This window comes from Candidatus Microthrix subdominans, from assembly GCA_016719385.1.
In the GTDB taxonomy this organism is placed as follows: Bacteria; Actinomycetota; Acidimicrobiia; order Acidimicrobiales; family Microtrichaceae; genus Microthrix; species Microthrix subdominans.
On the sequence record JADJZA010000001.1, the window covers coordinates 1,192,809 to 1,219,664 of the forward strand.

At 69.4% G+C, this 26,856-nt stretch carries 24 protein-coding genes and 1 pseudogene; 20 read left to right on the plus strand and 5 right to left on the minus strand.

The annotated features are described in order from the left end of the window. Window positions 1–66 precede the first annotated feature (66 nt). Together IPN02_05610 and IPN02_05615 are read right to left on the minus strand one after the other, a co-directional pair. A complete protein-coding gene (locus IPN02_05610; GenBank protein MBK9296335.1) occupies window positions 67–1,509 on the minus strand; it encodes a HAMP domain-containing histidine kinase in 1,443 nt (480 codons plus the stop codon). A gap of 7 nt (window positions 1,510–1,516) precedes the next feature. Then, complete coding sequence (locus tag IPN02_05615; protein ID MBK9296336.1) at window positions 1,517–2,200, minus strand: response regulator transcription factor; 684 nt, start codon at window positions 2,198–2,200, stop codon at window positions 1,517–1,519. A 186-nt stretch (window positions 2,201–2,386) separates the two neighbouring features. On the opposite strand from IPN02_05615, the gene IPN02_05620 reads away from it, so the two are divergent. After that, window positions 2,387–5,209, plus strand: coding sequence for an ATP-dependent helicase (locus IPN02_05620; GenBank protein ID MBK9296337.1), 2,823 nt, complete (start codon window positions 2,387–2,389; stop codon window positions 5,207–5,209). Next, on the plus strand, window positions 5,209–6,045 hold the full coding sequence (locus tag IPN02_05625; GenBank protein MBK9296338.1) for an SWIM zinc finger family protein: 837 nt from the start codon (window positions 5,209–5,211) through the stop codon (window positions 6,043–6,045). The genes IPN02_05620 and IPN02_05625 overlap by 1 nt, the downstream gene beginning before the upstream one ends. A gap of 22 nt (window positions 6,046–6,067) precedes the next feature. On the opposite strand, the gene IPN02_05630 is transcribed toward IPN02_05625, so the two are convergent. Continuing rightward, a complete protein-coding gene (locus IPN02_05630) occupies window positions 6,068–6,973 on the minus strand; it encodes an ABC transporter permease (protein ID MBK9296339.1) in 906 nt (301 codons plus the stop codon). Further along, a complete protein-coding gene (locus tag IPN02_05635) occupies window positions 6,970–7,938 on the minus strand; it encodes an ATP-binding cassette domain-containing protein (GenBank protein MBK9296340.1) in 969 nt (322 codons plus the stop codon). Before IPN02_05635 ends, IPN02_05630 begins: the two co-directional genes overlap by 4 nt. A 160-nt stretch (window positions 7,939–8,098) precedes the next feature. Here IPN02_05635 and IPN02_05640 point away from each other — a divergent pair, with 160 nt between their 5' ends. From IPN02_05640 to IPN02_05665, 6 genes are all read left to right on the plus strand, one after another. Next, entirely contained in the window at window positions 8,099–9,256 is a 1,158-nt protein-coding gene (locus tag IPN02_05640) for a thiolase family protein (GenBank protein MBK9296341.1), read from the plus strand. A gap of 185 nt (window positions 9,257–9,441) precedes the next feature. Further along, entirely contained in the window at window positions 9,442–9,786 is a 345-nt protein-coding gene (gene rplS / locus IPN02_05645; GenBank protein ID MBK9296342.1) for a 50S ribosomal protein L19, read from the plus strand. Between the two features lie 130 nt (window positions 9,787–9,916). Then, window positions 9,917–10,339, plus strand: coding sequence for a YraN family protein (locus IPN02_05650; GenBank protein ID MBK9296343.1), 423 nt, complete (start codon window positions 9,917–9,919; stop codon window positions 10,337–10,339). Between the two features lie 41 nt (window positions 10,340–10,380). Next, complete coding sequence (locus tag IPN02_05655) at window positions 10,381–10,629, plus strand: hypothetical protein (GenBank protein MBK9296344.1); 249 nt, start codon at window positions 10,381–10,383, stop codon at window positions 10,627–10,629. Window positions 10,630–10,696: 67 nt separating this feature from the next. Next, window positions 10,697–11,014: a hypothetical protein gene (locus IPN02_05660; GenBank protein MBK9296345.1), complete on the plus strand. Its 318-nt coding sequence runs from the start codon at window positions 10,697–10,699 to the stop codon at window positions 11,012–11,014. 26 nt (window positions 11,015–11,040) lie between these two features. Further along, window positions 11,041–12,219: a hypothetical protein gene (locus IPN02_05665; protein MBK9296346.1), complete on the plus strand. Its 1,179-nt coding sequence runs from the start codon at window positions 11,041–11,043 to the stop codon at window positions 12,217–12,219. Window positions 12,220–12,231: 12 nt separating this feature from the next. On the opposite strand, the gene IPN02_05670 is transcribed toward IPN02_05665, so the two are convergent. Beyond that, window positions 12,232–12,459, minus strand: coding sequence for a hypothetical protein (locus IPN02_05670; protein ID MBK9296347.1), 228 nt, complete (start codon window positions 12,457–12,459; stop codon window positions 12,232–12,234). A 349-nt stretch (window positions 12,460–12,808) separates the two neighbouring features. Between IPN02_05670 and IPN02_05675 the strand changes: the two genes are divergently transcribed. The 12 genes and pseudogenes from IPN02_05675 (at window position 12,809) to ispG (ending at window position 26,608) form a co-directional block, all read left to right on the plus strand. Continuing rightward, window positions 12,809–14,374 (plus strand): YifB family Mg chelatase-like AAA ATPase, encoded by a 1,566-nt coding sequence (locus tag IPN02_05675; protein ID MBK9296348.1) that lies wholly within the window; start codon window positions 12,809–12,811, stop codon window positions 14,372–14,374. Further along, a complete protein-coding gene (locus tag IPN02_05680) occupies window positions 14,374–15,699 on the plus strand; it encodes a DNA-protecting protein DprA (GenBank protein MBK9296349.1) in 1,326 nt (441 codons plus the stop codon). Before IPN02_05675 ends, IPN02_05680 begins: the two co-directional genes overlap by 1 nt. An 88-nt stretch (window positions 15,700–15,787) precedes the next feature. Beyond that, window positions 15,788–16,705: a tyrosine recombinase XerC gene (locus IPN02_05685; protein ID MBK9296350.1), complete on the plus strand. Its 918-nt coding sequence runs from the start codon at window positions 15,788–15,790 to the stop codon at window positions 16,703–16,705. Window positions 16,706–16,844: 139 nt separating this feature from the next. Beyond that, complete coding sequence (locus IPN02_05690) at window positions 16,845–17,324, plus strand: M23 family metallopeptidase (protein ID MBK9296351.1); 480 nt, start codon at window positions 16,845–16,847, stop codon at window positions 17,322–17,324. A gap of 164 nt (window positions 17,325–17,488) precedes the next feature. Further along, window positions 17,489–18,403 (plus strand): annotated as a pseudogene (rpsB, locus tag IPN02_05695) (30S ribosomal protein S2). A gap of 152 nt (window positions 18,404–18,555) precedes the next feature. Next, window positions 18,556–19,353 (plus strand): translation elongation factor Ts, encoded by a 798-nt coding sequence (gene tsf / locus IPN02_05700; protein ID MBK9296352.1) that lies wholly within the window; start codon window positions 18,556–18,558, stop codon window positions 19,351–19,353. 68 nt (window positions 19,354–19,421) lie between these two features. Beyond that, window positions 19,422–20,144, plus strand: coding sequence for a UMP kinase (locus IPN02_05705; GenBank protein MBK9296353.1), 723 nt, complete (start codon window positions 19,422–19,424; stop codon window positions 20,142–20,144). 88 nt (window positions 20,145–20,232) lie between these two features. Continuing rightward, window positions 20,233–20,802 carry a ribosome recycling factor gene (frr, locus tag IPN02_05710; GenBank protein MBK9296354.1) on the plus strand — a complete coding sequence of 190 codons (570 nt, stop codon included), beginning with the start codon at window positions 20,233–20,235 and terminating at the stop codon, window positions 20,800–20,802. 81 nt (window positions 20,803–20,883) lie between these two features. Next, complete coding sequence (locus IPN02_05715) at window positions 20,884–22,434, plus strand: phosphatidate cytidylyltransferase (protein ID MBK9296355.1); 1,551 nt, start codon at window positions 20,884–20,886, stop codon at window positions 22,432–22,434. A 42-nt stretch (window positions 22,435–22,476) separates the two neighbouring features. Then, window positions 22,477–23,628 (plus strand): 1-deoxy-D-xylulose-5-phosphate reductoisomerase, encoded by a 1,152-nt coding sequence (locus tag IPN02_05720; GenBank protein MBK9296356.1) that lies wholly within the window; start codon window positions 22,477–22,479, stop codon window positions 23,626–23,628. A gap of 15 nt (window positions 23,629–23,643) precedes the next feature. After that, complete coding sequence (locus tag IPN02_05725; protein MBK9296357.1) at window positions 23,644–25,302, plus strand: site-2 protease family protein; 1,659 nt, start codon at window positions 23,644–23,646, stop codon at window positions 25,300–25,302. A gap of 70 nt (window positions 25,303–25,372) precedes the next feature. Continuing rightward, window positions 25,373–26,608, plus strand: coding sequence for a flavodoxin-dependent (E)-4-hydroxy-3-methylbut-2-enyl-diphosphate synthase (gene ispG, locus IPN02_05730; GenBank protein MBK9296358.1), 1,236 nt, complete (start codon window positions 25,373–25,375; stop codon window positions 26,606–26,608). Window positions 26,609–26,856: the final 248 nt, after the last annotated feature.

Consider the following 26,856-nt stretch of genomic DNA (forward strand, 5'->3'; position numbering starts at 1 on the left):
CGCACGGCGGCGACCCCGGCCGGGATCTCGCCCCAGGCCACACCTCAGAATCAGCCATGACGCGGTCTACTCCGGGCTCAACGGGCCGCTGAGCGGCAAACGCACGGTCACAGTGGTGCCGTGGCCCGGTCCGCTGTCGAGCGCGACGGTGCCGTGGTGTGCCTTCGCCATCGACTCGACGATCGACAGTCCAAGGCCGCTGCCGCCGCTGTGCCTCGACCGGGAAGGGTCGGCCCGATAGAAGCGTTCGAAGGCCCGAGCGGCGGTCTCCGGCGTCATGCCGGGGCCGTCGTCGCTGATGGTCAGCACAGCAGTGTCGCCGTCACGGCTGGTCGCCACCCGAACCGGCGTGCCCGGGGGCGTGTGCACCAGCGCGTTGGTGAGCAGGTTGGCCGCCACCTGATGCAAGCGTGCCTGGTCGCCCGCCACTTGAAGCGGCCCGGCCAGGGCGGTGTCGATCGGGCGGTCCGGGTCCACCGCCCGTGCGTCTGCGGCGGCGTCGGCGGCCAGCTCGCTCAGATCGACGGGCGCCACGTCGAGCGGACGATCCTGATCGGCGCGGGCGAGCGTCAGCAGGTCCTCGACCAGGGACCCCATGCGAATCGCCTCCGCCTCGGTGCGGGCCATCGCATCGTCCAAGGCGCCCGGCGATTCCAGGCCCCGCGTCCGATACAGCTCGGCGTATCCCCGGATCGTCGCTACCGGCGTGCGCAGCTCGTGGGAGGCGTCGGCCACAAAGGCCCGCAGGCGGGCCTCGCTGCGGATCCGCTCCTCGAACGCCGTCTCGATGTGGCCGAGCATCGTGTTGAGCGCGGCCGCCAGCTCGCCGGCCTCGGTTCGCTCGTCGGCTTCGGGCACGCGTTGGGACAGGTCCCCGGCGGCGATCGACGTTGCCACCCCGGTCATCGTCTTCACCGGACGGACCCCCAGGTGGATGACCCACCAGCCAAGGGCGCCGAGCGCCGCGAGGATCACCAGGGCCCCGGCCGCCTCGACCTTGATGAGGTCGGCGACGGCGGCATCGACCGAGTCGAGCGGCATCGCCAGGGTGACCACGGTGTTCGACCGGTCGTCGGTGTAGCTGAGCACCCGGTAATCGGGGGAGGCTCCCGAGCCCATAACGGTGAACGCCTGACTCGAGTCGGCTGCAGCCGTCGCCGTGCCTGCGTCGATGGAGGGCGGGGATGCCTGCTCACCCCGCAGCCCGGGGGTGAGCACTGTCTCCACCCGGTCGTTGCGGACAACGCCGATATAGAGCGAGCTGAGGGATCGGGATGGCCCCCCGGGCGCATCGGGGGCGTCGCGGGCTGGGCTGCCGGGTCCGCTCCGGTCGCGCCCGGGGGGACCGAAGTCGCCGAGGTTCCGGATCGGTCCGACCGCCTCGGCCAGCTGGCGATCCACCTGGCCGAGCAGGTTGTTCTCGGTGATCCTGGTGATCGCCACCGTGACGATGCCCAGCACGACGGCGATCAGGGCGATGCCCGCCATCACCCGGGAGCGGAGCGACATCGGGCCCTCAGCCGGTCCGCAAGGTGTAGCCCACCCCGCGGATCGTGTGGATGAGGCGAGGGTCTGCGCTGTCCAGCTTCTTGCGTAGGTAGCCGATGTAGGTCTCGACGATGCCGCCGTCGCCACCGAAGTCGTAGTGCCACACGTGGTCGAGAATCTGTGCCTTGGACAGGACCCGGCCCTGGTTCACGAGCAGGTAACGCAGCAGGTTGAACTCGGTCGGCGACAGCGATACCTCTGCGCCGGCCCGGGTGACGCGGTGGGCGTCCTCGTCGAGCACGAGGTCAGCGCATTCCAGAAGCGAGCCGTCGCTTCGGGTCATGCCCGAGCGGCGCAGCAGCGCCTGGACCCGGGCCACCAATTCTTCCAGGCTGAAGGGCTTCACCAGGTAGTCGTCGCCACCCAGCGTGAGGCCCCGCACCTTGTCCTCGGTGGCGTCCTTGGCGGTGAGGAACAACACCGGCACCTTGGAGCCGTCGGCCCGCAGCCGGCGACACACCTCGAAGCCGTCGAGGTCGGGCATCATCACGTCGAGCACGACCAGGTCGGGGGCGACCGTGGGCAGCGCTGCCAGAGCGTCGCGTCCGCTCGCCAGCGCCGTCACCGCAAAGCCGTGATGGTTGAGCGCAGCATCGAGCATCGATCGCAGGTTGTCGTCATCGTCCACCAGCAACAACCGTTCGGCGCTCATCGCCACAGCTTTCCACCGCCGCCTGAGCATTGGCTGAGAAAAGGCTGAGAGTAGGCGTGCCGTGGCCAGGCAGTGCGCGATTCCAGGCCGCCAGGTCACCCAGCACCCAATGCGCCCGCGAGGATTGTTCCCTGCCAGACTTTGAGCGCGAATCTGGCGACCACCCAACGACAACAGCGAGGGGCGATGGCGACTCGGGCGACCTCGAACGAGCGGCGGAGCGCGTCCAGCCCAAAGCGCGGCGACGCCGCTATTGATCAGTCATCGGCGACGCTGAGCCCAAACCTGGGCGCTCGCCGGCTGTTGCCTGACGAGGAACGGACGGCAGCGGTCGCGCGTTCGCTGGTGGACGCCGGAAGGTTCGTCCCGGCCCTCACCCGCAGTGCTGACGGCCGAGGTAGGGCGGAGTGGTGGCCGCTGCCCGCCGTCGGCGACCGTGACATGATCGCCGCGCTCGTGGTGGAGGACACCCCCGAGGGGCACCGTGCGGCGGCTTTGGCACTGGCCGGGACGCTCGACAGGCAGGTGAGGGAGCGGCTTGCCAACAGCGGGCACGCGCTGGTGCCAAGTCGGCCCGGCCGGCGGACCGTGCCCCATGCGTGGGTGGAAGCCCTGGGTCGAGACGACGGCCGACTGGCCGACGGCATCGACCCGGAACGGGTGGGCGCGCTGGCCCAGCGGGTCGATAGGTGGATCGCTGCGGGCGCCGATCATGCCACCCGGGTTCGCCTGGCGATCCGGGTACACGAGCCGCCCCCAGGCGCCCGCGGAACGGCGGCGAGCCAGTGGCGGCTGCAGTTGCTGGCCCAGGACACCGACGAGACCTCCCTGCTGATCACCCTGGCCGAGCTGTGGGAGGACCGGGCGCTGTTCGGTGCCGACGGGGTGGTCGAGTTGCTCGGCCAGCTTGGCCGGGCTGTGAGGTTGGCGCCCGAGCTGGCACCCGTGCTCGACGAGGCCGTCCCGAACTCGCTCACGCTGGACACGCCCCGGCTGCTGACGTTCGCCGAGCGGGTGGAGCCGTTGGCCGAGGTGGGGGTATCGGTGCTGTTGCCCTCGTGGTGGACCAACCGGGCGCGCCTCGGGCTGCGGGCCAAGGCGGTGAGCCCGCCGGGCGTGGTCACCGGGTCGGGCCTCGGGTTGGAGACCCTGGTGTCCTTCACCTGGCAGGCCGCGCTTGGCGACACCAAGCTGAACAAGGCCGATCTGAGGCGGCTTGAGGCCGCCGCAGCCGCCAAGTCGCAGCTGGTGCGAATTCGGGGCCAGTGGGTGCAGATCGACCCCAACCGGGTGGCCGCACTCGTGGCGGCAGCGGGCACGGTCGGCGAGGCCGAGGTGTCCGAGCTGTTGCGAGCCCATTTGGGCCTCGGCGACCTGGACGCACCCGACGAGCTCGAGATCGAGGGCGTGGCCGCCACCGGGTGGCTGGGTCAACTGCTCGACGACGCGCTGTCGGGAACGGTCACCCCGGTGGTCGACCCGCCCGGGTTCGAGGGCGTCCTCCGCCCCTACCAGCAGCGGGGCGTGGGCTGGCTGGCCTTCCTCGGACGGCTCGGGTTGGGTGCATGCCTGGCCGACGACATGGGCCTGGGCAAGACCGCCCAGCTCATCGCCACCGTGCTGGCCGACCCGGCGCCCGGGCCCACCCTGGTGATCGCACCGGTGTCGGTGCTGGGCAACTGGCAGCGGGAGATCGCACGGTTCGCCCCCGGGCTGTCGGTGCTGGTGCACCACGGCGGCGACCGGCACGACCACGAGTCCCAATTTGTCGAGCGGGCGGCGGCCACCGACGTGGTGCTCACCACCTATTCGCTGGTCGCCCGAGACGCCGACCATCTCGCCGCCGTGAGTTGGGGTCGGCTGGCGCTGGACGAGGCCCAGCACATCAAGAACCCCCGAACCAACGCTGCCAAGGCCACCGCCGCGCTGGTCGCCTCCCGGCGCATCGCCCTCACCGGCACCCCGGTGGAGAACCGTCTGGCCGAGCTGTGGTCGTTGATGAACGTGCTGAACCCCGGCCTGCTCGGGACGATCACCGGCTTCACCAAGCGCTTTGCCGGGCCGATCGAACGCGACGGCGACGAGGAGACCACGGCGCTGCTGCGACGCATCACCGGCCCGTTCGTGCTGCGCCGCCTGAAGTCCGACCGCAGCATCATCGACGACCTGCCCGACAAGATCGAGCGGACCCAGCTGTGCACGCTGACCGACGAGCAGGCGACGCTGTACCAGGCGGTGGTCGATGACCTGCTGAAATCGATGGACGAGATGGACGAGCGGCTGGAGCGGCCCGAACAACCCAAAAAGCGTCGCCCCTCGAAGGCCGGCGGCGCCGCGGCGCCGCCGGAGGATCCGCCCGACGACTCCGACATCACCCGCCGCGGGATGGTGCTGGCGGCGATCGCCAAGCTGAAGCAGGTCTGCAACCATCCGGCCCACTTCCTGGGCGATGGGTCGGCGCTGCGGGGGCGGTCGGGCAAGCTCGCCCGCACCGAGGAACTGCTCGACGAGATCATCGACGTCGGCGACAAGGTGCTGTGCTTCACCCAGTACACGGCGTGGGGCGACCTGTTGGCGGCCCACTTCGCCCGCCGGTACGGCATCGAACCGCTGTGGCTGCACGGCGGCGTTCCCCGCAAACGCCGGGACGAGATGGTGACCGCCTTCGACGATCCCGACGGCCCGCCGATCTTCCTCCTGTCGCTCAAGGCGGGTGGAACCGGGCTGAACCTCACCGCCGCCAGCCACGTGATCCACCTCGACCGCTGGTGGAACCCGGCGGTGGAGGATCAGGCGACCGACCGCGCTTATCGCATCGGGCAAACCAGCGCGGTCGACGTGCACAAGCTGGTGTCGGTGGGCACGATCGAGGAGCGCATCGACGCCATGATCAACGAGAAGCGGGCGCTGGCCGAAGCGGTGGTTGGCACCGGCGAGGGCTGGGTAACCGAGCTGAGCACCGCCGAGTTGCGCAGCGTGATCTCGCTGCGGGACCGGGAGGTCGGCTGATGGCACGCCGGGGTTGGGACGATCGCTGGCAGAACTATCCGGCATCCAAGCCGCTGCCCGCCGATGGCATCGCCACGTCCAAGCAGCGCGGCGCCATGGCCGAGCAGTGGTGGTCGGGGCGCTTCGTCACCATGTTGGACAGCTACGGGCTGGGCGGGCGCATGCAGCGGGGTCGCCGCTACGCCCGCAGCGGCCAGGTGCTGTCGGTGGAGGTGAACCCCGGCATGATCGTCGCCCAGGTGCAGGGTTCGCGCCGCACCCCGTACGCGGTCACGGTCCGCTGCGACGAGCCGACCGACGCGCAGTGGCTGGCGTTGGAGCAGACGCTGCGATCCCAGGTGCGCTTCGCTGCGGGTCTGCTGGCCGGTGAGGTGCCGCCCGAGCTGGAAGCCGCCTGCGCCGATGCCGGGTTCTCCCTTTTTCCCGCCACCTGGTCCGACCTGCGGGCCACCTGCTCGTGTCCGGACTGGGAGAACCCGTGCAAACACATTGCCGCGGTGCTGTACGTGTTCGCCGACCAGCTCGACGACGACCCGTGGAAGCTGTTGGAGTGGCACGGCCGTGGCCGTGACGAGGTGCTGGCCTTCCTCCAAGCCGCCGGCGCAGAAGGTGCGAGCGGCAGCGCCGGCCTGCCGTCGTGGTGGCCCCTCACCCCCGGAAGATTGGACGCCGGCGCTCGGCCGCTCCACGTTCGCGTGTCGCCCGCGCCCGACCCTCCCCACCGGGTGTTGGCCCGCCTTGGCGAGCTCGGCATCGACGCCGCCGGGACGACGGTCGACGAACTGTTCGCCGCCGCCTACGAGCCGATCATCACCGACGGCCCGACCGACCTCTGACCAACGGCGGCATCATGGCGGGTCAGCGGCGGCGGCCGAAGCGCAGGGTTGCAACGGTGGCGAACACCAGCGCTATCCCGGCGCTCCAGACCAGGCTGAGTGCCACCCAGTAGGTAGTGGTGTGGCCGATGCCGACCACGTCGGTGCCGCCAACCATCAGCGACCGCACTGCGTTGATGATGACCGAGATCGGCTGGTTGGCGGCGAAGGGCTGCATCCAGCCGGGCATCGACGACACCGGCACGTTGGCGCTGGAGATGAACGAGAAGGGGATGATGAGCATCGACATGCCTTGCGCGGCCTGGGCGTTGCCGGAGACGAGGCCGAGCACGATGAACACCCAGGCGAACGCACCTGAGGCGACGATGATCAGGCCAAACCCGGCGAGCACTGCAAGCACCGATCCGTCGGGACGAAACCCGATGAGGAACCCGATGATGGCCGTCGTCAGCACTCCCCAGGAGACCAGGCCGATGTCGGCCAGCGCCCGTCCGACCATGACGGCGGAGCGGGGCACGGGCAACGAGCGCATGCGGTCGTACACGCCGCTGGCCGAGTCCTCGGCCACGCCCGAGGCGGCGCCCATGCCCGTCCACAGGATCACGGTGACCAGGAACCCGGGAACGAGGAAGTTGACGTAGGAGAGGTCCCCGCCGGTGGAGATTGCGCCGCCGAATACGTAGCGGAACATGAACAGAAACATGGCGCCCTGGACGGTGCTCATGACGAGCACCTGCGGGGTGCGGAAGAACTGCAGCACGGTGCGTCGGGCCGACTCCATCGAGGTCACGACAAATCCGGCACCGGTCGTCGCCGGTCGGTCGGCCCGCGGACGGGCGAGGTCGGCCGTGCTGTTCGGTGTCGTGCGGGTGGGGGATGTGCCACCTGGGGATGTGCCTGTTGGGGATGTATTGGTGTCGACGGTCATGCCGCTGCTCCCTCGGTCGTTGGGGTCTCGGATGCTGGTTGCCCGGTCATTCCGAGGAACACCTCGTCCAGGGTGGGACGCCGCTTGGCGATGTCGTCCAGATCGATGCCGCTGTCGGTGACGGCCCGAACGATCGCCGCAAACTGTGCTGCGTCGTCGATGGCGGCGGTCACCTCGAGCGATTCCTGCTCGACGTGGACATCGTGGTCGATCACCGACTGAACGATGGCGGCCACCGCCGCCAGGTCCTCCTGGCGGGCCGGGTGGATCTCGATCACGTCGCGGCCCGAGCGGCTCTTCAGTTCGTTGGGCGTGCCCGAAGCAATCACCTTGCCGTGGTCGATGATGATCACGTCGCGTGCCAGGTGGTCGGCCTCCTCCAGGTACTGCGTGGTCAGCAGCACGTCGGTGCCGCCGGCCACCAGCTGGCGGATCGCCTCCCACAGCTCCAGGCGGCTGCCGGGGTCCAGCCCGGTGGTCGGCTCGTCCAACAGCAGCAGCCGTGGGTTGCCCACCAGGCTGGCGCCCAGGTCCAGCCGGCGGCGCATGCCGCCCGAGTAGGTGCGGACCAACCGGTCGGCGGCATCGCTCAGGCCCAGCTTGGCCAGGACGTCGTCGGCAGCCGATCGGGCGTCGCTGCGGTTGAGCCCGAACAGGCGGCCGATTTGCTGAACGTTTTCCCGGCCGGTCATCGCCGGTTCGACCGACGCATACTGTCCGGCCAGGCCCAGGATGGGCCGCACCCGCTGGGGGTGAGCCACGGCGTCGATGCCGCCGACCAGCAGCGTGCCCGAGTCGGGCTTCACCAGGGTGGCCACCGCCGAGATGAAGGTGGTCTTGCCGGCGCCGTTGGGTCCGAGCAGGGCCGTCAGGCAGCCGCTCTGGGCGACCAGGTCGATGCCGTCCATGGCGGTGGTGTCGCCATAGGTCTTGCGAAGCCCCGTGGCCTCGATGATTGCGGTCATGGTGTTGCCGGTTTCTGTTGTCGGGAGGGGCTGTTCGTCGTTGGGCCCGGTTGATGGACGGATCGCGTCGTCGGAAATCATCGCGCCGATCGGTGACAACGTCGGGTCGCACCGAAACGAGAACGTGTTCTTGTTTTGGGCTGACGGGTAGGCTGCGCCGATGGCTGACGTCGTAATCGCAAGCGCTGTTCGTACCCCCATCGCAACCGCCTACAAGGGCTCGCTGGTGGGAACCTCCGCGTTGGAGCTGTCCCAGGTGGCGGTCGGGGCCGCTCTGGAACGCTCCGGTGTTCCCGGCGAGGCGATCGAGGACCTGGTGATGGGGGAGTCGATGCAGGGTGGCGGCAACATCGCCCGCTACACCGCCATCGAGCTGGGGCTCGACAACGTGCCGGGCGCCGCGATCCAGCGCTGGTGTGCCTCGGGGATGTCGGCGGTGAACTACCTGGCGGCCAACATCGCTGCCGGCATGGTCGAGTGCGGCATCGCGGGCGGCGTCGAGTCCATGTCGACCGCCCCCGCCACGATGAAGCCCGGCCCGGACGGGGTCCAGGCGCCGTGGTTCCCTGCGGCCCATCCCGAGACCGACATCACGCCGGCGATGAACATGGCGATGACCGTGGGCGAGAACACCGCCCGCATCGCCGGCGTCACCCGCGAGCAGGCAGACGAGTGGGCGTTCCACTCCCACCAGCGGGCGATCGCCGCCATCGACAACGGCTACTTCGATGCCGAACTGGTGAGTGTACCGCTGGGCGACGGCGCCGAGTTCAGCGTCGACGAGCATCCCCGGCGCACTTCCTCGCTGGAGAAGCTGGCCTCGCTTCCCGTGATCAACCCGATGCTCGAAGGGGCGATCGTCACCCCCGGCAACAGCTCCGGCCTTAACGACGCCGCCGCAGCGATGGTGCTGTGCAGCCGGGAGTTCGCCGAAAGCCACGGCCTGACGCCGTTGGCGATCGTCCGCTCGTGGGCCTCGGTGGCCGACACCGTGGAGCGCAACGGTCTCGCGCCCACGCTGGCGGTACCCAAGGCGCTCAAGCTGGCCGGCATCGGCATCGAGGACATCGACGCCATCGAGATCAACGAGGCGTTCTCGTCGATGGCGGTCGCCTCCGCCCGGGAGCTGGGCCTCGACGACGAGATCACCAACCAGGTGGGCTCGGGCTGTTCGCTTGGCCACCCGGTCGCCTGCACCGGTGCCCGCATGCTCGTCACGATGGCGCACCAGTTGGCCCGCACCGACAAGCAGTGGGGCGTTGCCACGATGTGTGCCGCCGGCGGCATGGGCGCAGCGACGGTGATCGAGCGGGTCTGACCGCTCGGGTCGCCGGCCGCCCACCCGACCGTGACGCAGCCCGGGCCGGTCTGCGCTTGGTCCGGAGGCCCGACGACCGCTACCATTTCCCGGTTCCCCGTTCGCCTGACCGCGGCGCTCGTTGCGAACCCCCGAGCCACTCCGTGGCTCGCCCGTCGCCACGCCGCAATCCTCCGGAGCTCATTATGAAGGCCACCGATTTCATCGACGCCGGTACCGTCCGAGACGACCTGCCGGATTTTGCCGTCGGCGACAACGTGAAGGTTCACGTGAAGGTGGTTGAGGGTCAGAAGGAGCGCATCCAGGTGTTCCAGGGCTCGGTGATTCGTCGTGAGCACGGCGGGGTGCACGAGACCTTCACCGTCCGCAAGGTGTCCTACGGCGTCGGCGTCGAGCGCATCTGGCCGGTGCACTGCCCGACGATCGATCACCTCGAGGTGGTCAGCCGCGGCGACGTGCGCAGGGCCAAGCTGTACTACCTGCGCGATCGGGTGGGTAAGCGGGCCAAGATCCGCGAACTGCGCAACTGATACCTCGTACCTGACGTCGGCAACCCGGCCTCGGCGATCCGCTGAGGCTCGCGTCTTCAGTTTGCGGGCTGCACTCCCCGGGGTGCGCGCACCATGTCGGCCGGTGGTCAGAGTCGCCCATGCTGGGGTGATGCCCCGCAGCGACGTGTCACCCTCTGGCGGTCATCCCGTCGGGCAGTCTTCCGATGTGCAGCCCGCCGCCAAGACGGTCGATCGATCTCGTCAAGCGCTCGGCGCCTGGGGCGAGGCCAGGGTGGCTCGCTGGTACGAGGCCCGCGGCTATGAGGTGCTCGATCGCAACTGGCGCTGCGCCCGAGGCGAGATCGACCTGGTGGTCGGTCGCCCGGGCGAGGTGGCGATCGTCGAGGTGAAGACCCGCACCAGCGATCGCTTCGGTGTGCCGGCGTTGGCGGTGGGCTACGCCAAGCAGGCGCGGCTACGTCGTCTCGGTGCGGCCTGGCTGGTCGAACACGGCGGAGGGCTCGGTCGGGTGCGCTTCGACGTGGCCTCGGTGCTGGCGGGCGAGGTCTCGGTCATCGAGAGCGCGTTCTGATGGCGGTTGACAGGTTTGGTGGTAGGCGCATACTTAGGCGCATGCCCCGGATTCAGCTGTACCTGCCTGACGATCTGTATCAGCAAGTGAAGGAGTATGACCTGCCGGCATCGAAGCTGTTCCAGAACGCGGTGCGGGAGGAACTCGACCGGAGGGACAAGGTGGCTGCGCTCGAGGTCTACCTCGATGAACTCCGGGCGGAGGTGGGGGAGCCGTCCACCGAGGACTGGGCCTGGGCCGAGGAGATCGTCGATCGGATCGACCTGCACCTCAGCAAATCCGATGGCTAGCCGCATCGCAGTGCTGGACAGTGGTGGCCTCACGCTGCTCGCAACGCGGTCGGTGAGGAGCTTGGCTGTGGCTGTTCTGCTCGAGCGTCGTGGTCACTGGCCACCGGTCGTCTCGACGATGACGATGGTCGAGGCGCTCCAAGGACGACCCGGGCCCGATGCGCCGACCAACCAGTTTTTGAAGTCGTGTCGAATCGAGCCGGTCGTCTCCGAGAGACTGGCCCGACGGGCGGCTCGGCTCCGAACCTCGGCTGGTCGAGGCTCCGCCGTCGACGCGCTGATCGTGGCTCTGGCGGAACCGGGCGGAGTCGTCGTCACCGGGGACAGCAGCGACATCTGCGCGCTGGCTGAGCGGGCAGATGACGTCTATGTCGAGGCGGTCTGAGGATGCACCGAACTACCGTCGCTGCGATGGAACGGCGTTGGAGGCTCGGCATTCGTGCGCTCGCCGTGCTCGTTGGGCTCACGCTTCTGGCTGCGGGTTGCGGCGGGGGCGATGAGGACTCGACACCCGAGCCGAAACCGATCTCGGTCGAGCCCAACGACGGGCCGACCGTGGCCGGCGACTCCGAATTTCTGGTCTCGACCGGGAAGCCCGGGCGGCCCACGCACCTGGTCAAAGTCGGTGTCGACGGTCAGCTCGACTGGCCCGAGGACGGCGCCATGATCGGTGGCACTCAGCTGGACGACGGCAGCTGGTTCGTCCTCAACTCCTCGTGCCAGGGAACGTCAGGGGTCTGCGGCGACGTCGGTGGCATCGTCCTGAGCCCGGAAGGTCGGGTGGAGGCGACGGGGGAGCTGTGGGACGAGCCGGGCACCTACGAGGTGGTGGGTTCGAGTGGGTCGCTGGTGCTGGTCTCGGTGCGCACCGACGCGGCGGTCACCGCCTACTGGGTTGATGCCACGACGGTCGAGGAGGTCGATCAGGCCTTTCGTTCGGCACCCTATGACGCAGCGGCCATCCGAGACGCCGCCGAGGCCGCCGGTGGGGAGGCCGAGTACGACACCCCTCGATTTCGGTTCTGCGCCGGTGACGATGCCGCCTACGTGATGTCCTCGCCGGAACATCGCGGGTCGGCCGAGCCCGCGTCGCGCACGGTCGAGGTGATGCCCAGCCCCGCTGGGGCCAAGGCGGGCGACGTGGCCCGACTCTTTGAGCTGGACATCGACAGCTTCGACGCCCGACTGGTCGGCGCAGTGATGTGCGGTGATGGGCGACTGACCAATGTGGCCGTCGGGCCGAGCGAGGATGGAGGCAGCGAGGTGACGCTGGCCGAACTCGATACCGTGACCGGCGAAGCGGAGGAGCGGTCGGTGGTCACCTACGACACGCCGTTGGTCGACCTCTACGGCGGAGGCGACGATCGCGCGCTGCTCAGCGTCGCCGAGCTGGACCGGACGGATGCCGAAGCCGATGTCGAAGGGCCGAGCGAGGACCAACCGCCTTCCAAGCTGGTCGTGATCACCACCGTCGGTGAGGTGGTCGAGGTGGGCCCGCAGGCCCCGACCGGCCCGGCCTCGATCAGCCTGGACGGCACGATGGTGCTGCAGCCGGACGGCGACAGTGTGCAGGTGGACCGCATCGGCTGAGCGCCGGGCGGATCAGCCGACCCGCACTCGCTTCTGCCAACAACCGTGGTGCCAGTGGCGGCGCAGGTCGGCAGCGCCGTAGGGGACGACCACCACATGGCCCAGGCCCCGGGGCAGCTCGCGATGACACCATGGGCAGGTGTAGGCCTTGTTGGCCTGATACGGCTGGACGCGACGAACCTCGACGGCGCCGGGATCGAACGGATCGGGTGGCGCCGGTCGCCGCCGTCGAGCACTCACCCGAGGATGCCCCAGATCACCAGGCCGGCACAGACGATCAGCGCCACCGCCACCAGCAGATAGTCGGCGGGCGTCTTGTCGGACTTGAGATGAGGATTGAATCCCATCGCACCAGTGTGCCCGAAGGGCGGCCCAGCCGGCAGTGCGCCCCGCTCGGCGGGTTCCTGCGGCGGGCCTTCCTGCGGCGGGCCTTCCTGCGGCGGGCGCTGCGGCGCAACGCGGGTCGCGCGGCCCGGCCGCCGGGGGTTCCCAGCGTCACCCATCGTTCGTAGGGTCAGTGCACGGCTCGCAGGTGGCCCACACCTCGCCACTCCATGACGAAACCTTCCCTGACGAAACTCGAGGCATCATGCTGGCCACCGTCGCGTCCGCAACCCTGCTCGGTGTCGATGGACGCGGCGTATGGGTCGAGGTACACGTCTCCAAGATGGGACTTCCCCGGTTCGTCATGGTCGGCCTGCCCGATGCGGCGTGCCGGGAGTCGCGCGATCGGATCAGGGCGGCGATCCTCAACGCCGGTCTCACGTTCAGCGGCAGCGAGGTCGTCACGGTCAACCTGGCACCCTCCGGCCTGCGCAAGAGCGGTTCGGCGCTGGACCTGCCGATCGCCATCGCCTACCTGGTCGCCTCCGGTCAGCTCGATGCCGCCGCAGTCGAGAACACCGGCCTGCTCGGCGAACTGGGTCTCGACGGCACGGTGCGCGGCGTGCGGGGTGTGTTGCCGTTGGTCGAGGCCACCGCTGCACCCCGGGTGGTCGTGCCGTCGGAGAATGCCGCCGAAGCGCAGCTGTCCGACCGGCAGATCCTGGTGGGCACCACGCTGGCTGAGGTGGTCGCAGCCCTGGCCGGCGAGGAGCGCTGGCCCGATCCCCCCGAGCTGACGGTGCCACAGGTCACCCCAGGGCCCGACCTGTCCGAGGTGCGCGGTCATCGCGTGGCCAAGCTGGCGATCGAGGTGGCGGCGGGCGGCGGCCACCACCTGCTGATGCTCGGCCCTCCGGGGTCGGGCAAGACGATGCTGGCCCAGCGCAGCATCGGGCTTTTGCCCAACCTCGACTCCGACCGTGGCGCCGAGGTGATCCGGGTGCACTCGGCGGCCGGGTTGTTGTTCGGTCGGGCCTCGTCCGCCGGCAACGGGGCAGCCGCCGGTCCGTTGCGCCGCGGTGCCGAAGGTGAACTGGTCGTCGTGGCCCCGTTTCGGGCGCCCCATCACACCGCCACCGTCGTGTCGCTGGTCGGTGGGGGCAGCGGCCAGATGCGTCCGGGCGAGGTCAGCCTGGCCCACGGTGGTGTGCTTTTTCTGGACGAGTTGGCCGAGTTTCCCGCCCATGCCCTGGACGCCCTGCGACAGCCGTTGGAGGACGGCGCAATCCGGGTGAGCCGGGCCCATGCCACCGTGTCGTTTCCCGCTCGCTGCCTGTTGGTGGCAGCGATGAACCCGTGCCCGTGCGGCTCGGGCACGCCCGAACGGTGCCGTTGCAGCGAACCGGCGCTGCGGCGGTACGCCCGGCGCATCTCGGGCCCCCTGCTCGACCGGTTCGACCTGCGGGTGCGGGTCGAGGCGCTCGCCCCGGAGGAGCTGGTCGATGCCCCGGCGGGCGAACCGTCGGCGCAGGTGGCCGAACGGGTGGCGCGGGCGCGTGCAGCCGCCCGGGGTCGCGGCGTTGCGGCCAACCGAGAGCTCGACCTGGAGGCCCTCGAACACCACACCCGGCTGACCCCCGGCGCGCGCGAGGTGCTCGATCAGGCCTTGCGAAGCGGACGGTTGAGCGGGCGGGGCATGGCACGACTGCGGGCCGTGGCCCTGACCTTGCGCGACCTCGGCGGCGCCGATGGCACCCTCGACGAGGCCACGATGCAGGTGGCCTTGGGGTTGCGGGCCGAGGTGGGCATCCAGCTGATGGCGGTGGCGTGATGGGCGATGCAGGTGCCGTCCCGCACGAGCCGTCGACAACCGACGCGGCAGTTGGAAGCGAGACGGCGCTGGCGGCGGCCACTCTGGCCGGCCTTGAGGGGATGGGCATGGGCCTGTTGGCCCGCTGGTGTGCCGACCCGGGACCACACGAGGCCATCGACCGTCTTCGCCGTCTGCGCTCGCCAGTGTGTGGTGATGTCGAGCCCGAACGCTGGCGAACCTGGCAGGGACAGGTGGCCTCATGCGACGCGGTGGCCCGCACGGCTGAGCGTTTGGCCGCAGCCGATGCCCGGGCTGTGATGCCCGGGGAGGAGGGCTACCCGACCCGACTGTCCGACGATCCCCGCGCCCCCGCCGTTCTCCTCCGGCGGGGGCGCGGCGCCGGTCCGGACGAACACGACGCAACCGTCGCGATCATCGGTACCAGGCGCGCATCGCAGGTGGGCCGGGAGGTGGCGGCCGAGCTTGGGGCCGAGCTTGCCGGTCGCTCGATCACCGTGCTGTCCGGCTTGGCGCGCGGGATCGACGCAGCCGCCCATCGGGGCGCCCTTGCTGTCGAGGCCACCGTGGCGATCGGCGTCATCGGCTGCGGCCCCGACGTGATCTATCCGCCCGAACACCGACGCCTGTGGGAGGAGGTGGCGGCGGGAGGTGGGCTGCTGGGGGAGTGGCCGCCTGGCATTCCCCCCAACGCGTGGCGCTTTCCTGCCCGTAACCGGCTACTGGCCGCCCTCGCCGACGTGGTCGTCGTCGTCGAGTCGGCCCGCTCGGGCGGATCGATGCACACGGTACGGGAGGCGATCGATCGTTCCCGGCCCGTGCTGGCGGTGCCCGGATCGGTGCGCTCCCGAGCCTCGGAGGGCACCAACATGTTGATCTCCGAAGGCTGCGACCCGTGCGTCGACGTGCTCGACGTGCTGACGGCGTTGTCTCGTCAGGCGAGCAGTTGCCCACCCGTTCCTCGCCGCCGCCGCCCGCCGTCTCAAACCCCGTTGTTCGACCTGACGTCCGAGATCGGCGACAAACCCGGAGCTCAGACGGACGGCGAGCCGGATAATGACCCCGGCAGCGGCGCTGGCCAGGGGTCCGTGCCCGCCGGCGATGGCTCGCATGCCACCGGCGAGGGGTTCGACCCGATCGAAACGGCGGTGTTGGATGCTGCGGGGTGGCAGCGCGTCAGCCTGGAGCGCATCGCCGATGCCCTGGATTCCGCCCAGGTCGACGTCAGCCTGGTCGACGTCGCCGCAGCGGTTGGTCGCTTGTGCCACCGGGGCGCGCTGGTCGAGCGGGAGGGTTGGTTCGAGGCGACGGGGCGGGGTTCGTGAACGACGATGGTGACCGGATCGAGAAGCCCGGCCACGAACCTGGCCGGCGCGCCGAGAGACCACCGAAGCCACCCCCGAGGTCGGTACCCTGTGCCCCATCGCCGCTCACGTCAGTCCCGACGCATCGTGGCGCCTCGACGAGGTGGTCGGCGGCGCCTCGCTCGCTCCGTCCACCCGGGCGGCGTACCGACGTGACCTCGAGGGGTTCATCGACCACTGCGGCGCATCGGGCATCACCCGGCCCGCCCAGCTGGGGCGCGACGACGTGCGGGCCTGGCTGCGAAGACGCGCCGACGATGGGCTGGCCCCGGCCACCCTGGCTCGATCGCTGGCCTCGGTGCGGCATCTGGTTCGATGGCACCGCCGGGAGGGAACGCTCGAGGGCGACCCCACCGCCGGGCTCAGCGCACCTCGAGGCGCCCAGCGCCTACCCCGCGTGCTGCGCGCCGACGAGCTTGGCCAATTGCTCGACGAGGACGCCAACCCCGAACGCCCGACCGCGGCCCGCGACGACGCCATCCTCGAGCTGTTGTACGGCTCCGGGCTGCGGGTGTCTGAGCTGTGCGGCATCGACCTGGGCGATCTCGACCTTGAGCGCGGCCTGGCCCGCGTCCTGGGCAAGGGCTCCAAGGAGCGCCTGGTGCCGGTCGGGGACGCTGCGGTGGCGGCACTCAGGGCACACGTCGCAAGCGCCGAGGCCCAGCTCGTCGGCGACGGTCCGGCCCACCTGGCCGCCGGCTGCGGGCCGGAGCTGTTCCGCAACGCCCGTGGCAAGCGGTTGGCCCCCCGCGACGTTCGGCGCATCGTCGATCGCCGCTCGCCCGTTCTCACCCATCCCCATGCGCTCCGTCACAGTTTCGCCACCCACCTGCTCGACGGTGGGGCCGATCTGCGTTCGGTACAAGAGCTGCTGGGCCATGCCGACCTGGAGACGACCCAGATCTATACGCACGTCAGCCGGGAACGCATGCGGGCCGCCGTGCACTCCGCACACCCCAGAGCCTGATCGAAGCGTTGCGGTGCCCTCACCCGCGACGCTGAGCGGGTGAGGCGCCGTGCTGCGCGCAGCCTTGGTGGTGCTGGCGCTGTCGACGACGCCGTTGCCGTCGGCCGTGTCGTTCCGGTCGGAGAGCGACGTCCGGCCGATGCGCAACGCCAGCATTGCCGCTGACGCCCCCAGGTCATTCGACCAGCCGTCGCAGCCCGAAGATCGCCAGGTGGACAGCGGTCCCCGCTGGGATGGATCTCGACCCCGTTTCGTCCCGCCGGTGGACGCGCCGGTGGCCGACCCGTTTCGGGCGCCGGAGGGGCCCTATGGGCCCGGCAACCGCGGCATCGAGTACGCAACGGCACCGGGAACTGCGGTGCGGGCGATCGGGTCGGGCGTCGTCGCCTTCGCCGGATCGGTGGCTGGACGCGGTGTGGTCTCGATCGATCACCCGTCCGGGTTGCGCAGCACCTACACCGGCCTCGCCCAGATCACCGTGGTCGTCGGGGCTCCGGTTGCCCAGCGCGACATGGTGGGGCGCACCGCGACGCACCTGCACCTCGGGTTGCGCGACGGGCGGCGCTACCTCGACCCGGCCGCCTTCTTCGGCGGCGCCCGGGCGGTCCTGGTCGAATAGACGGGGCCTCGCCGTCGAGTGGGTGGCCCCTGTGCCCAAGGGTTAGCATCTCCGGTCGGCCCAAACGGGTCGATCACCCAACCCATCACCACCCGGGCGCACCTTCGGTCGCCTTGCGCGCATCGCCCCCGGGATTCGTCGAACCGAAGGAAGGAACCACCACCATGGCCCCAGTAGTCACCATGAAGGAACTCCTCGATGCGGGCGTCCACTTCGGACACCAGACCCGCCGTTGGAACCCGAAGATGCAGCGCTTCATTTACGGGGAGCGCAACGGCATCTACCTCATCGACCTTCGCCAGACCCTCGAGCGGGTCCGTGACTCGTACATCTTCGTGCGGGACCTGGTGGCCGACGGTGGTTCGGTGATGTTCATCGGTACCAAAAAGCAGGCCCAGGACTCGGTGCAGAGCTACGCCGAGCGGTGCGGCATGCCCTATGTCAACCAGCGCTGGCTGGGCGGCATGCTGACCAACTTTGAGACCATCTCCAAGCGGATCTCAAAGATGAAGGAGTACCAGCGCATGCGCGACTCCGGTGAGTTTGAGGCCATGCCTAAGAAGGAAGCGCTGCTGCTCACCCGCGAGCTGGCCAAGCTGGAGCGTTACCTGTATGGCATCCGCGACCTGGAGTCGCTGCCGGACGCGGTGTTCATCCTGGACACCAAGAAGGAAGACATCGCGGTGACCGAGGCCAACAAGCTGGGCCTGCCGATCGTTGCGGTGGTCGATACCAACTGCGACCCGGACATCATCAGCTACGTGATTCCGGGCAACGACGACGCCATCCGTTCCGGAGCCCTGATGAGCCGCGTGATCTCCGACGCGGTCAACGAGGGTCGCCAGATCCGCAACAAGCGCGGCCACGGCGAACCCAAGGATGCAGGTGGCGCCCCCGAGGCCCCCAAGCCCGTCGAGCGCACGCCCGAAGAGCAGGCCGCGCACCAGGCCGCCCAGGATCAGGCCCGGAACGAGGCTGCTGCCCAGGCCGCCGAGCGCGAGCGCCGTCTCAACGAGCCCCTCGAGTCGCCGGCGAAGGATGCAGGGGCTGCGAAGGCCTCCGAGGATCAGAGCTCCGAGACCGTGGCCGAGCCTGCGCCGGTGGAGGAGGCCGAGGTCAAGGCTGCGCCCGAGGCCTCACCGGCCGACGTCGCCGCAGTGGCTGCCGAAGACGAGAAGAGCACAGCGGACGCTGCGACCAACCCAGCGGAAGCCAAGCAGGCGGAGGAAGCATGAGCGAGGTCACCGCCAAGGACGTCAAGTCGCTGCGCGATGCCACCGGCGCCGGGATGATGGATGCCAAGCGCGCCCTGGTGGCCGCCGACGGCGACCGTGACAAGGCCGCCCGGATCCTGCGGGAAAAGGGCCTGACCAAGGTCGCGGCGCTCGAGGACCGAGAGAACAATGAGGGCGCCGTCGCCATGGCGACCGAAGGCAACTCCGCCGCGATGGTGCAGCTGAAATCCGAGACCGACTTCTCGGCGAAGGCCGATGACTTCATCGAACTGGCTCAGAAGATGGCGGATGCCGTCCTGGCACGCGGGCCCGAGGCCGTCTCCGAGCTCAATGACGAGCTCGACAGCCTGAAGCTGGCCAAGCGCGAGAACATCGAGATCGGCTCGGCGGTGCGTTTCGAGGCCGCCGACGGCAACCTGCTGGACGCCTACCTGCACGTCCAGGACGGCCGCGGCGTCAACGGCGTGCTGTTGGAGGTCACCGGCACCGACGACGCCGAACTGGCCCACGAAGTGGCCCTGCACGTCGCCTTTGCCAAGCCGACGGCGATGACCCGCGATGAGGTCTCCTCCGATCTGGCGGCCAAGGCCTTGCAGAGCTTCGAGGAGCTGACGCGCAAGGAGGGCAAGCCCGAACAGGCCGTGCCCAAGATCGTTCAAGGCCGTATGTCCTCCTGGTACGCCGAGCGGGTGCTTCCGGAACAAGGAATGTTCGGCGAGAAGCAGACCGTCGACGAGCGCCTCGGTGAGGCCAGCGTCGTTCGCTTCGCTCAGGCGATCATCGGCGAGTCCTAACGCCGGTTGCCGATGTCGGGTCCGGCGCACTGGTCGTCCGGGCCCAACCGCGCAAGGATGGAGACGTGATGGAGAAGCCACGCTGGTCCCGGGTACTGCTGAAGCTTTCGGGTGAGGCATTCGCCGGCGAGGCCGGCAACGGCATCGACGGCGACGTGGTCACCCGCCTGGCCACCGACATCGTCAACGTCAAGGCGCGCTTCGACGTGGCCCTGGCCGTCGTCGTCGGTGGCGGCAACATCTGGCGGGGCCTGACCGGCGCAGGCGCCGGCATGGATCGGGCCCAGGCCGACTACATGGGCATGCTGGCGACCGCGATCAACGCGCTGGCGCTCCAGGAGACGCTGGAGCGCCTGGGCCAGGAGACCCGGGTCCAGTCGGCGATCCACATGCAACAGGTGGCCGAGCCCTACATCCGGCGGCGGGCCATGCGGCACCTGGAAAAGGACCGCGTGGTCATCTTCGCCGCCGGCACCGGCAACCCGTTTTTCACCACCGACACAGCGGCTGCCCTGCGGGCGGTCGAGATCGACGCCGAGGTGATGCTGAAGGGCACCCACTCCGGCACCGAGGGCGTCTATACGGCGGACCCCAAGCTGGATCCGGACGCAGAGCTGCTGCGGGAGGTCAGCTACCTCGACGTGCTGTCGAAGGGCCTCAACGTGATGGACTCCACCGCCACCAGCCTGTGCATGGACAACGAACTGCCGATCGTCGTGTTCGACCTGATGGGCGCCGGCAACCTGACCGGGCTGCTGGCCGGCGAGGATATCGGCACGCTCGTCAGCTAGCTGGGCTGCCGCTTGGCGGCGGGCGTCCGTGCCGATGTGGCACCCGTCCCCGCTCTGTGCGTTCGGCCTCGGTAGTGTGGGCTGAGACATGAGCGAAGAACTGGTGACCCTCATTTGCGATGATGCCTCGGAGCGCATGGAGCGCGCCGTGGCCCACACCCGGTCCGACCTGGCGTCGATTCGAACCGGTCGGGCCAGCCCGGCGCTGGTCGAGAAGCTGCCGGTCGACTACTACGGCTCGATCGTGCCGCTGCAACAGCTGGCGTCCTTCTCGGTCCCCGACGCTCGCATGCTGGTCGTCACCCCCTTCGACAAGGGTTCGATGGGGGCGGTCGAGCGGGCGATCCAGGAATCCAACCTGGGGTTGAACCCGAGCAACGACGGCGTCAACATCCGCCTCGCCTTTCCGCAGCTCACCGAGGAGCGGCGCAAGGAGTTCGTGCGTCTCGCTCGTCAGAAGGCGGAGGACGGCAAGAACTCGCTGCGCGGCACCAGGCGAGACGCCCGCAAGGAGGTCGAATCGCTTGAGAAGGCCGGCGACATCTCCGAGGACGAGCTGCACCGCGCCATCGAGCGCATCGACAAGGTGGCGAAGGCGTTCGAGATCCAGGTGGACCAGGCGATCGACGCCAAGACCACCGATTTGATGGAGGTCTGATGACGATGGTGGGTGGGCAACCACGCTGGACCCTCCGGCCGCTTCGTGCGGCACGGCCAGACGAGGCAGGGGAGTAGCGCCATGGCAGGACCAGACGACGACGATCCGTTTGCATCGTGGTTCGATGAGAGCGACACCGGTTCGCTCGTGCGACCGGAGGATGCAGCCGGGCCCGACGACGGCTTCGAGTTGCCCGACTGGTCGGCGCCCCCGACCGGGCAGGTGCCCTCTGTGGTGAGCACCGGCCAGAACGAGCCGGCGACCGGGCCGGTGTATCGGGGCGAGAGCCAAACCCGGGGTGATGATGTGCCGATGGACTTCGACGATCTTGCCGATACCCACCTTCGCGTGGGCGCCCTCGACGACGAGGGGCAGGATCCCGAGGACAACCCGTATCTGTCGGACAACTACTCGATCGACCCCGGTCAGCAGCCTCGGGTGAGCGACCCGGAGGGCGACGGCCCCTCGACCGAGGTGTCCGCCTCGCTGGTGCCACCGCCGCCCGGACGGAGCGCTCCCCGCGCACGAGAGGAGCCGGCTCCCCGCCGTCCCGCTCCCGTTCCCGATGGGCCCCGGCGCGCCCCGGCAGGCCCCGCAGGGCCGCGCACCTCCTCGTCCTCCGCTCCACCCCAGGCACCCGGGGGTCCACGCCCATCCCGCCGTCCATCCCCCGACCAGGGCAACGGTCCGCCCTCCGGACGGCAGCGTCGTCCGGCGCCCGCCCCTGACGACGGCGGCCGTCCCTCGCCGACCCCTCGAGCCCGCCGGCCCGAGGACGGGAGCAGCGGGGATCGGAACCTTCCCCAGGCGATCATGGTCGGCGTCGGTCTGGTGGCCGTTGGCGTCTTGGCGTTCTGGCTCGGCCAGATTCCGGCGATGATCCTCATCGTCGTCGTCCTTGGGGTGTCGGGCACCGAGATGATGGGTGCGCTGCACCGCGGTGGCTATACCCCGGCCGGACTGGTCGGCCTCGCCGGCATCGTCGGGCTGGTCATCGGCGCCTATCAGGTGGGCTCTGCGGCCTATCCGATCGTGTTGGGCCTGGCGGTCATGTCCGGCATGATGTGGTACCTGTTCGTCTCCCCCGGGGACCAACCGGTTCAGAACCTCGGCGCAACGATGCTCGGCATGCTCTACGTCGGCGGCCTCGGCAGCTTCGCTGCCCTGCTGATCGGCCTCGGTCGCGCCTCCCCCGATGGCAAGGGCGGCGCCTGGTTGCTCTTCGGTGCGGTCGTCGCAGCGGTCACCTACGACACCGCCGGCTACTTCATCGGTAAGACGCTGGGGGCGTCACCGCTCGGCGGTGCCCTGCGCGCCGTTAGCCCCAACAAAACCCAGGAAGGCCTGCTCGGTGGAGTGGTCGTGTCGATCCTCGTCACGTTCATCTACCTGACGGTCACCTCGCCGGGGCTGCTCGGCAGCGAGAGCTTCTCCACCCGCACGGCCCTGTTTGCGGTGTTGTGTCCCCTGGCTGCCCCGTTGGGCGACCTGGCCGAGTCGATGCTCAAGCGCGATCTTCAGGTCAAGGACATGGGCACGGTCCTGCCGTCCCACGGCGGCGTGCTCGATCGCTTCGACGCACTGCTGTTCGTGCTGCCGGTTGCGTACTTCGTCACCGTCACCGGCTGGTAAGGGCAGAGCCCACATGATCGATCGAGCTCGGGCAGAGCCCGCATGATCAACGTTGCGGTGCTGGGTTCGACCGGCTCGATCGGCACCCAGACCCTCGACGTCATCGCCACCGAGCCCGAGCGGTTTCGTGTCGCTTCGCTGAGCGCCCATGGATCGGTCGAGGCGGTGGCCGCCCAGGCGGCGGCGGTCCGGCCCGACGTCGTGGTGCTGACCGACGCCAGCCGCTCTGGCGAGCTGGCCGGGCTGCTTCCCGTCGGCGTCGACCTCGAAGTGGGCCCCGAAGCGTTGGAGGCCGCCGCCGCCGTCGCCGACGTGGTGATCAACGGAGTGGTCGGCTTCGCCGGCTTGGGGGTCACGCTGGCCACCCTCAACGCCGGCAAGCGCCTGGGACTGGCCAACAAGGAAAGCCTGATCGCCGGCGGCCCGGTCGTGCAGCGGGCTCGGGCCACCCCGGGCGCCGAGCTGGTGCCGGTCGACTCCGAACACTGCGCCATTCATCAGTGCCTGCGGGCCAACGACATCCCGGAGCGGCTTGCCCGGGTGGTGTTGACCGCGTCGGGCGGGCCGTTCCGCGGTCGCAGCATTGAGGACCTGGCCGACGTGACCGTCGAGGAGGCCCTCGCCCACCCGACGTGGTCGATGGGGCCCAAGATCACGATCGACTCGTCCACCCTGATGAACAAGGGGCTGGAGGTGATCGAGGCCCACGAGCTGTTCGGTGTTGGATACGACCACATCGACGTGGTCGTGCACCCGCAGTCCATCGTGCACTCGATGGCAGAGTTCTCCGACGGCACGACGATGGCCCAGGTGTCGATGCCCGACATGCGCTTGCCGATCGGGTATGCGCTGGCCTACCCCGACCGCCTCGGCACCGCCTTCGGCGGAATGGACTGGACGCAGGCGGTCACGCTCGACTTCGAGCCGCCCGACCGGCACACGTTCCGCTGCCTCGACCTGGCCTACGCCGCCGGGCGTTTGGGCGAGACGGCCCCGGCCTGGTTGTCGGCGGCCAACGAGGTGGTTGTTGAGGCCTTTCTCAGCGGGGGGCTCCGGTGGACACAGATCGCCGAGCTGACCGACGAGGCACTGGGCCAGTGGGATGGCACACTGGCCGACAGCGTTGATGCCGTGCTGCATGCCGACCGGCAGGCACGCCAGGTGACCGACCGCATCATCGCCCGCCGCCGTTGAGGAGACTTCCGCCTGATGACCGACGTGAGCGATACCCGCAGCACGCTGCCCGACGAGCCTCCGGCCGAGGGCGCTGATCAACCGACGAACGAGCGGAAGTCCAAGGCCGGAACGACCGTGACGAGCACCAACACGGTGCCGGACGGAACGCTGGACGAGCCGGACATGGAACGGGCCGGGGTCTGGCGCCTGGCGCTGGTCGTCGCTGCGCTGGTCGCCCTGTGGTGGTGGCAGGGATGGGCCCTCGTCGTCGTGATCCTGGCCCTGCTGTTCATGATCACCATGCACGAGCTGGGCCACTACCTCATGGCCAAGCGGGCCGGCATGAAGGTCACGCAGTTCTTCATCGGCTTCGGGCCCCGGATCTGGTCGACCCAACGAGGCGAGACCGAGTACGGCATCCGAGCCATCCCCGCCGGTGCTTTCGTCAAGGTGCCAGGCATGCTGCGCGACGAGGAGGTGTCGGCCTCGGACGAGGCCCGCTCCTACCGCCAGGCTTCCTTCAAGGATCGGGTGGCGATGGCATCGGCCGGTTCGGCCATGCACTTTTTGATGGCTTTCATCTTGTTGTTCGCCCACTTCGCCTTCTTCGACCAGGCCGATCCGGACGTGTGGTCGGTCGAGTCGGTCGTGCCGGGTTCGGCCGCCGCCGAGGCCGGCATGGCATCGGGCGACCGGGTGCTCTCGGTCGACGGCGCCAAGGTCGGTGGCCAGGAGGACCTCAGCGACGAGGTACGCGCCCGTCCGGGCGAGACGGTACCGATCGTCGTCGAACGGGACGGCAAGACCCTGGACCTGACGGCCACCCTCGGTACCCGGGCGTCGGTCATCGGCACGGTGGGGGAGGACCTCAGCCTGTTCTTCATCGGCGACCAAGCGGTCGTCAAGGGCTACGGCGAGCGCGGCGACAAGGCGGGCCTCAGCGAGGACGCCGTCATCACCGAGATCAACGACGTGCCGATCAACTCGGCAGTTGACCTGAAGGCCGCCACCAAGGCAGCGGCCGGCGGGGTGCTGGAGATCGACTACGTGGCCGATGGCGAAACACGCACCCAGAGCACCTACCTGAAGCTCGGCAAGGCGGTCGCCGCCACCGAGCCCGAAGGCATGATCGGCACGACATCGGGATACGCCGAGGTTGGCAAAAACCCGGTCGAGGCGGCCGGCGCCTCGGTGACCACCTTCTGGCAGCTGTCGCGGGACTCGGTCACCGGCCTGGTGACCGTGTTGAACCCGGCCAACCTGGTCGACTTCTTCGGTCGGGCGGCCACCACCGGGCCCTCCGGCGGCAACGTGTCGGACGAGCCGACCCCGGCTGCGACCGCCCGCCAGGCGAGCATGGAGCAGGACGCAACCCGTCCGATGAGCCTGATCGGCGCCACCTCGATCGCCACCGGGCTTGCCGAGGTGGACTGGGGGCAACTGCTGCTGCTGCTCGCCGTGCTCAACATCTTCATCGGGTTGTTCAACTTGGTGCCCCTGTTGCCGTTCGACGGGGGGCACATCGCCATCGCCTTCTACGAGCGCATCCGCGAGAAGTTGAAGGGCGACGGCCGTCGCTACTTCATCGACCCCGCCAAGATGTACCCGGTGGCGGTGATCGTGGTCGGCGTGTTGGGGCTGCTCTTCCTCAGTACGGTGTATATGGACGTGGTGAGCCCGATCAAACTCTGATCCCGGCAGACCCGGAACGACCAAGCACGAGGACGGTCCAGCTACCGGGCGGTCCCAGACAAAGGACGGCATGGACCCAGGAGCTTCCAGCACCATCAAACGGCGGCCGACCCGCAGGATCATGGTGGGCGACGTGCCCGTCGGCGACGGCGCCCCCGTCAGCGTCCAGTCGATGACGATCACCAAGACCGCCGACGTCGATGGGACCCTGGCCCAGATCTACGCCCTGGCCGCTGCCGGGGCCGACATCGTGCGCTGTACCTGCAACGACGCCGAGGCCGCCGAGGGTCTGGCGAGAATCGTGCCCCGCAGCCCGGTGCCGATCGTCGCCGACATCCACCATCAGTACAAGATGGCGCTCGCCGCGTTAGAGGCGGGGGTGGCATGCCTGCGGCTCAACCCGGGCAACATCCGCCGCCCCGAGCACATCAAGACCGTCGCCATGGAAGCCAAGGACCGGGGGGTGCCGATCCGTATCGGCGTCAACGGCGGCTCGCTCGATCCCAAGCTGTACGAGCGTTATGGCGGCAAGGTCACCCCCGAGGCGATGGTCGAATCGGCACAGATGGAGATGGCCTACTTCGACGAGGTGGGCTTCGAGGACATCAAGATCTCGGTCAAGGCCTCCAACGTGCCCCTGATGATCGAGGCCTACCGCCAGCTGGCCGACGTCACCGACCACCCGCTGCACCTGGGGGTCACCGAGGCCGGTCCGCTGCCCGGTGGCTACATCAAGGCCACCGCCGGCATCGCCACGCTGCTCGCCGAGGGCATCGGCGACACGATCCGCTATTCGCTCACCGCCGATCCGGTGGAGGAGGTGCGCGCCGGCCGTCAGCTGCTCGAGGCGATGGGCCTACGCGAGCGCAAAGGCGTTGACCTGATCGCGTGTCCGTCGTGTGGTCGGGCCGAGGTGGATGTGATCGGCGTGGCCGAGCGGGCCCAGAAGGCATTCGGTGAACGCCAGATCCCGTTGCAGGTAGCTGTGATGGGCTGCGTGGTCAACGGGCCGGGCGAAGCCCGCGACGCCGACTTGGGCATCGCCGCCGGCAACAAGCGGGGCCACCTGTTCGTCAAAGGCGAGAACGTGGCGGTCGTGCCCGAGGACGAGATGGTCGACACCCTGGTCGAGTGGGCCGATTACATCGTCGAGCACGGCACCGAAGCGGCCCTCGATCGGGCCCGCAACACCAAGGCGGAGGCCAAGAAGGCAGCGGCCGAGGACCGGGCCCGCAACCTGGGCGAACGGGGCGACGACGCCAACGACTCCGAGGCGGTCGTCGAGCTGATCCGCAAGACCACCTGAGCCGGGCCGCCCGCACACCCACCCACCCACCCACCCAACCGAAGTCGGGAGTGGAAACGACCGTCTGGGCGCGTTTTGGCCTCCCCGGTTCGGAACCCTTGTGGAAGTCGGGAGTGGAAACGACCGTCTGGGCGCGCTTTGGGCTCCCCGGTTCGGCGTGGTTCGGGAGCCCTTATCGAAGTCGGGAGTGGAAACGACCATCTGGGCGCGCTTTGGGCTCCCCGGTTCGGCGTGGTTTGGGAGCCCCT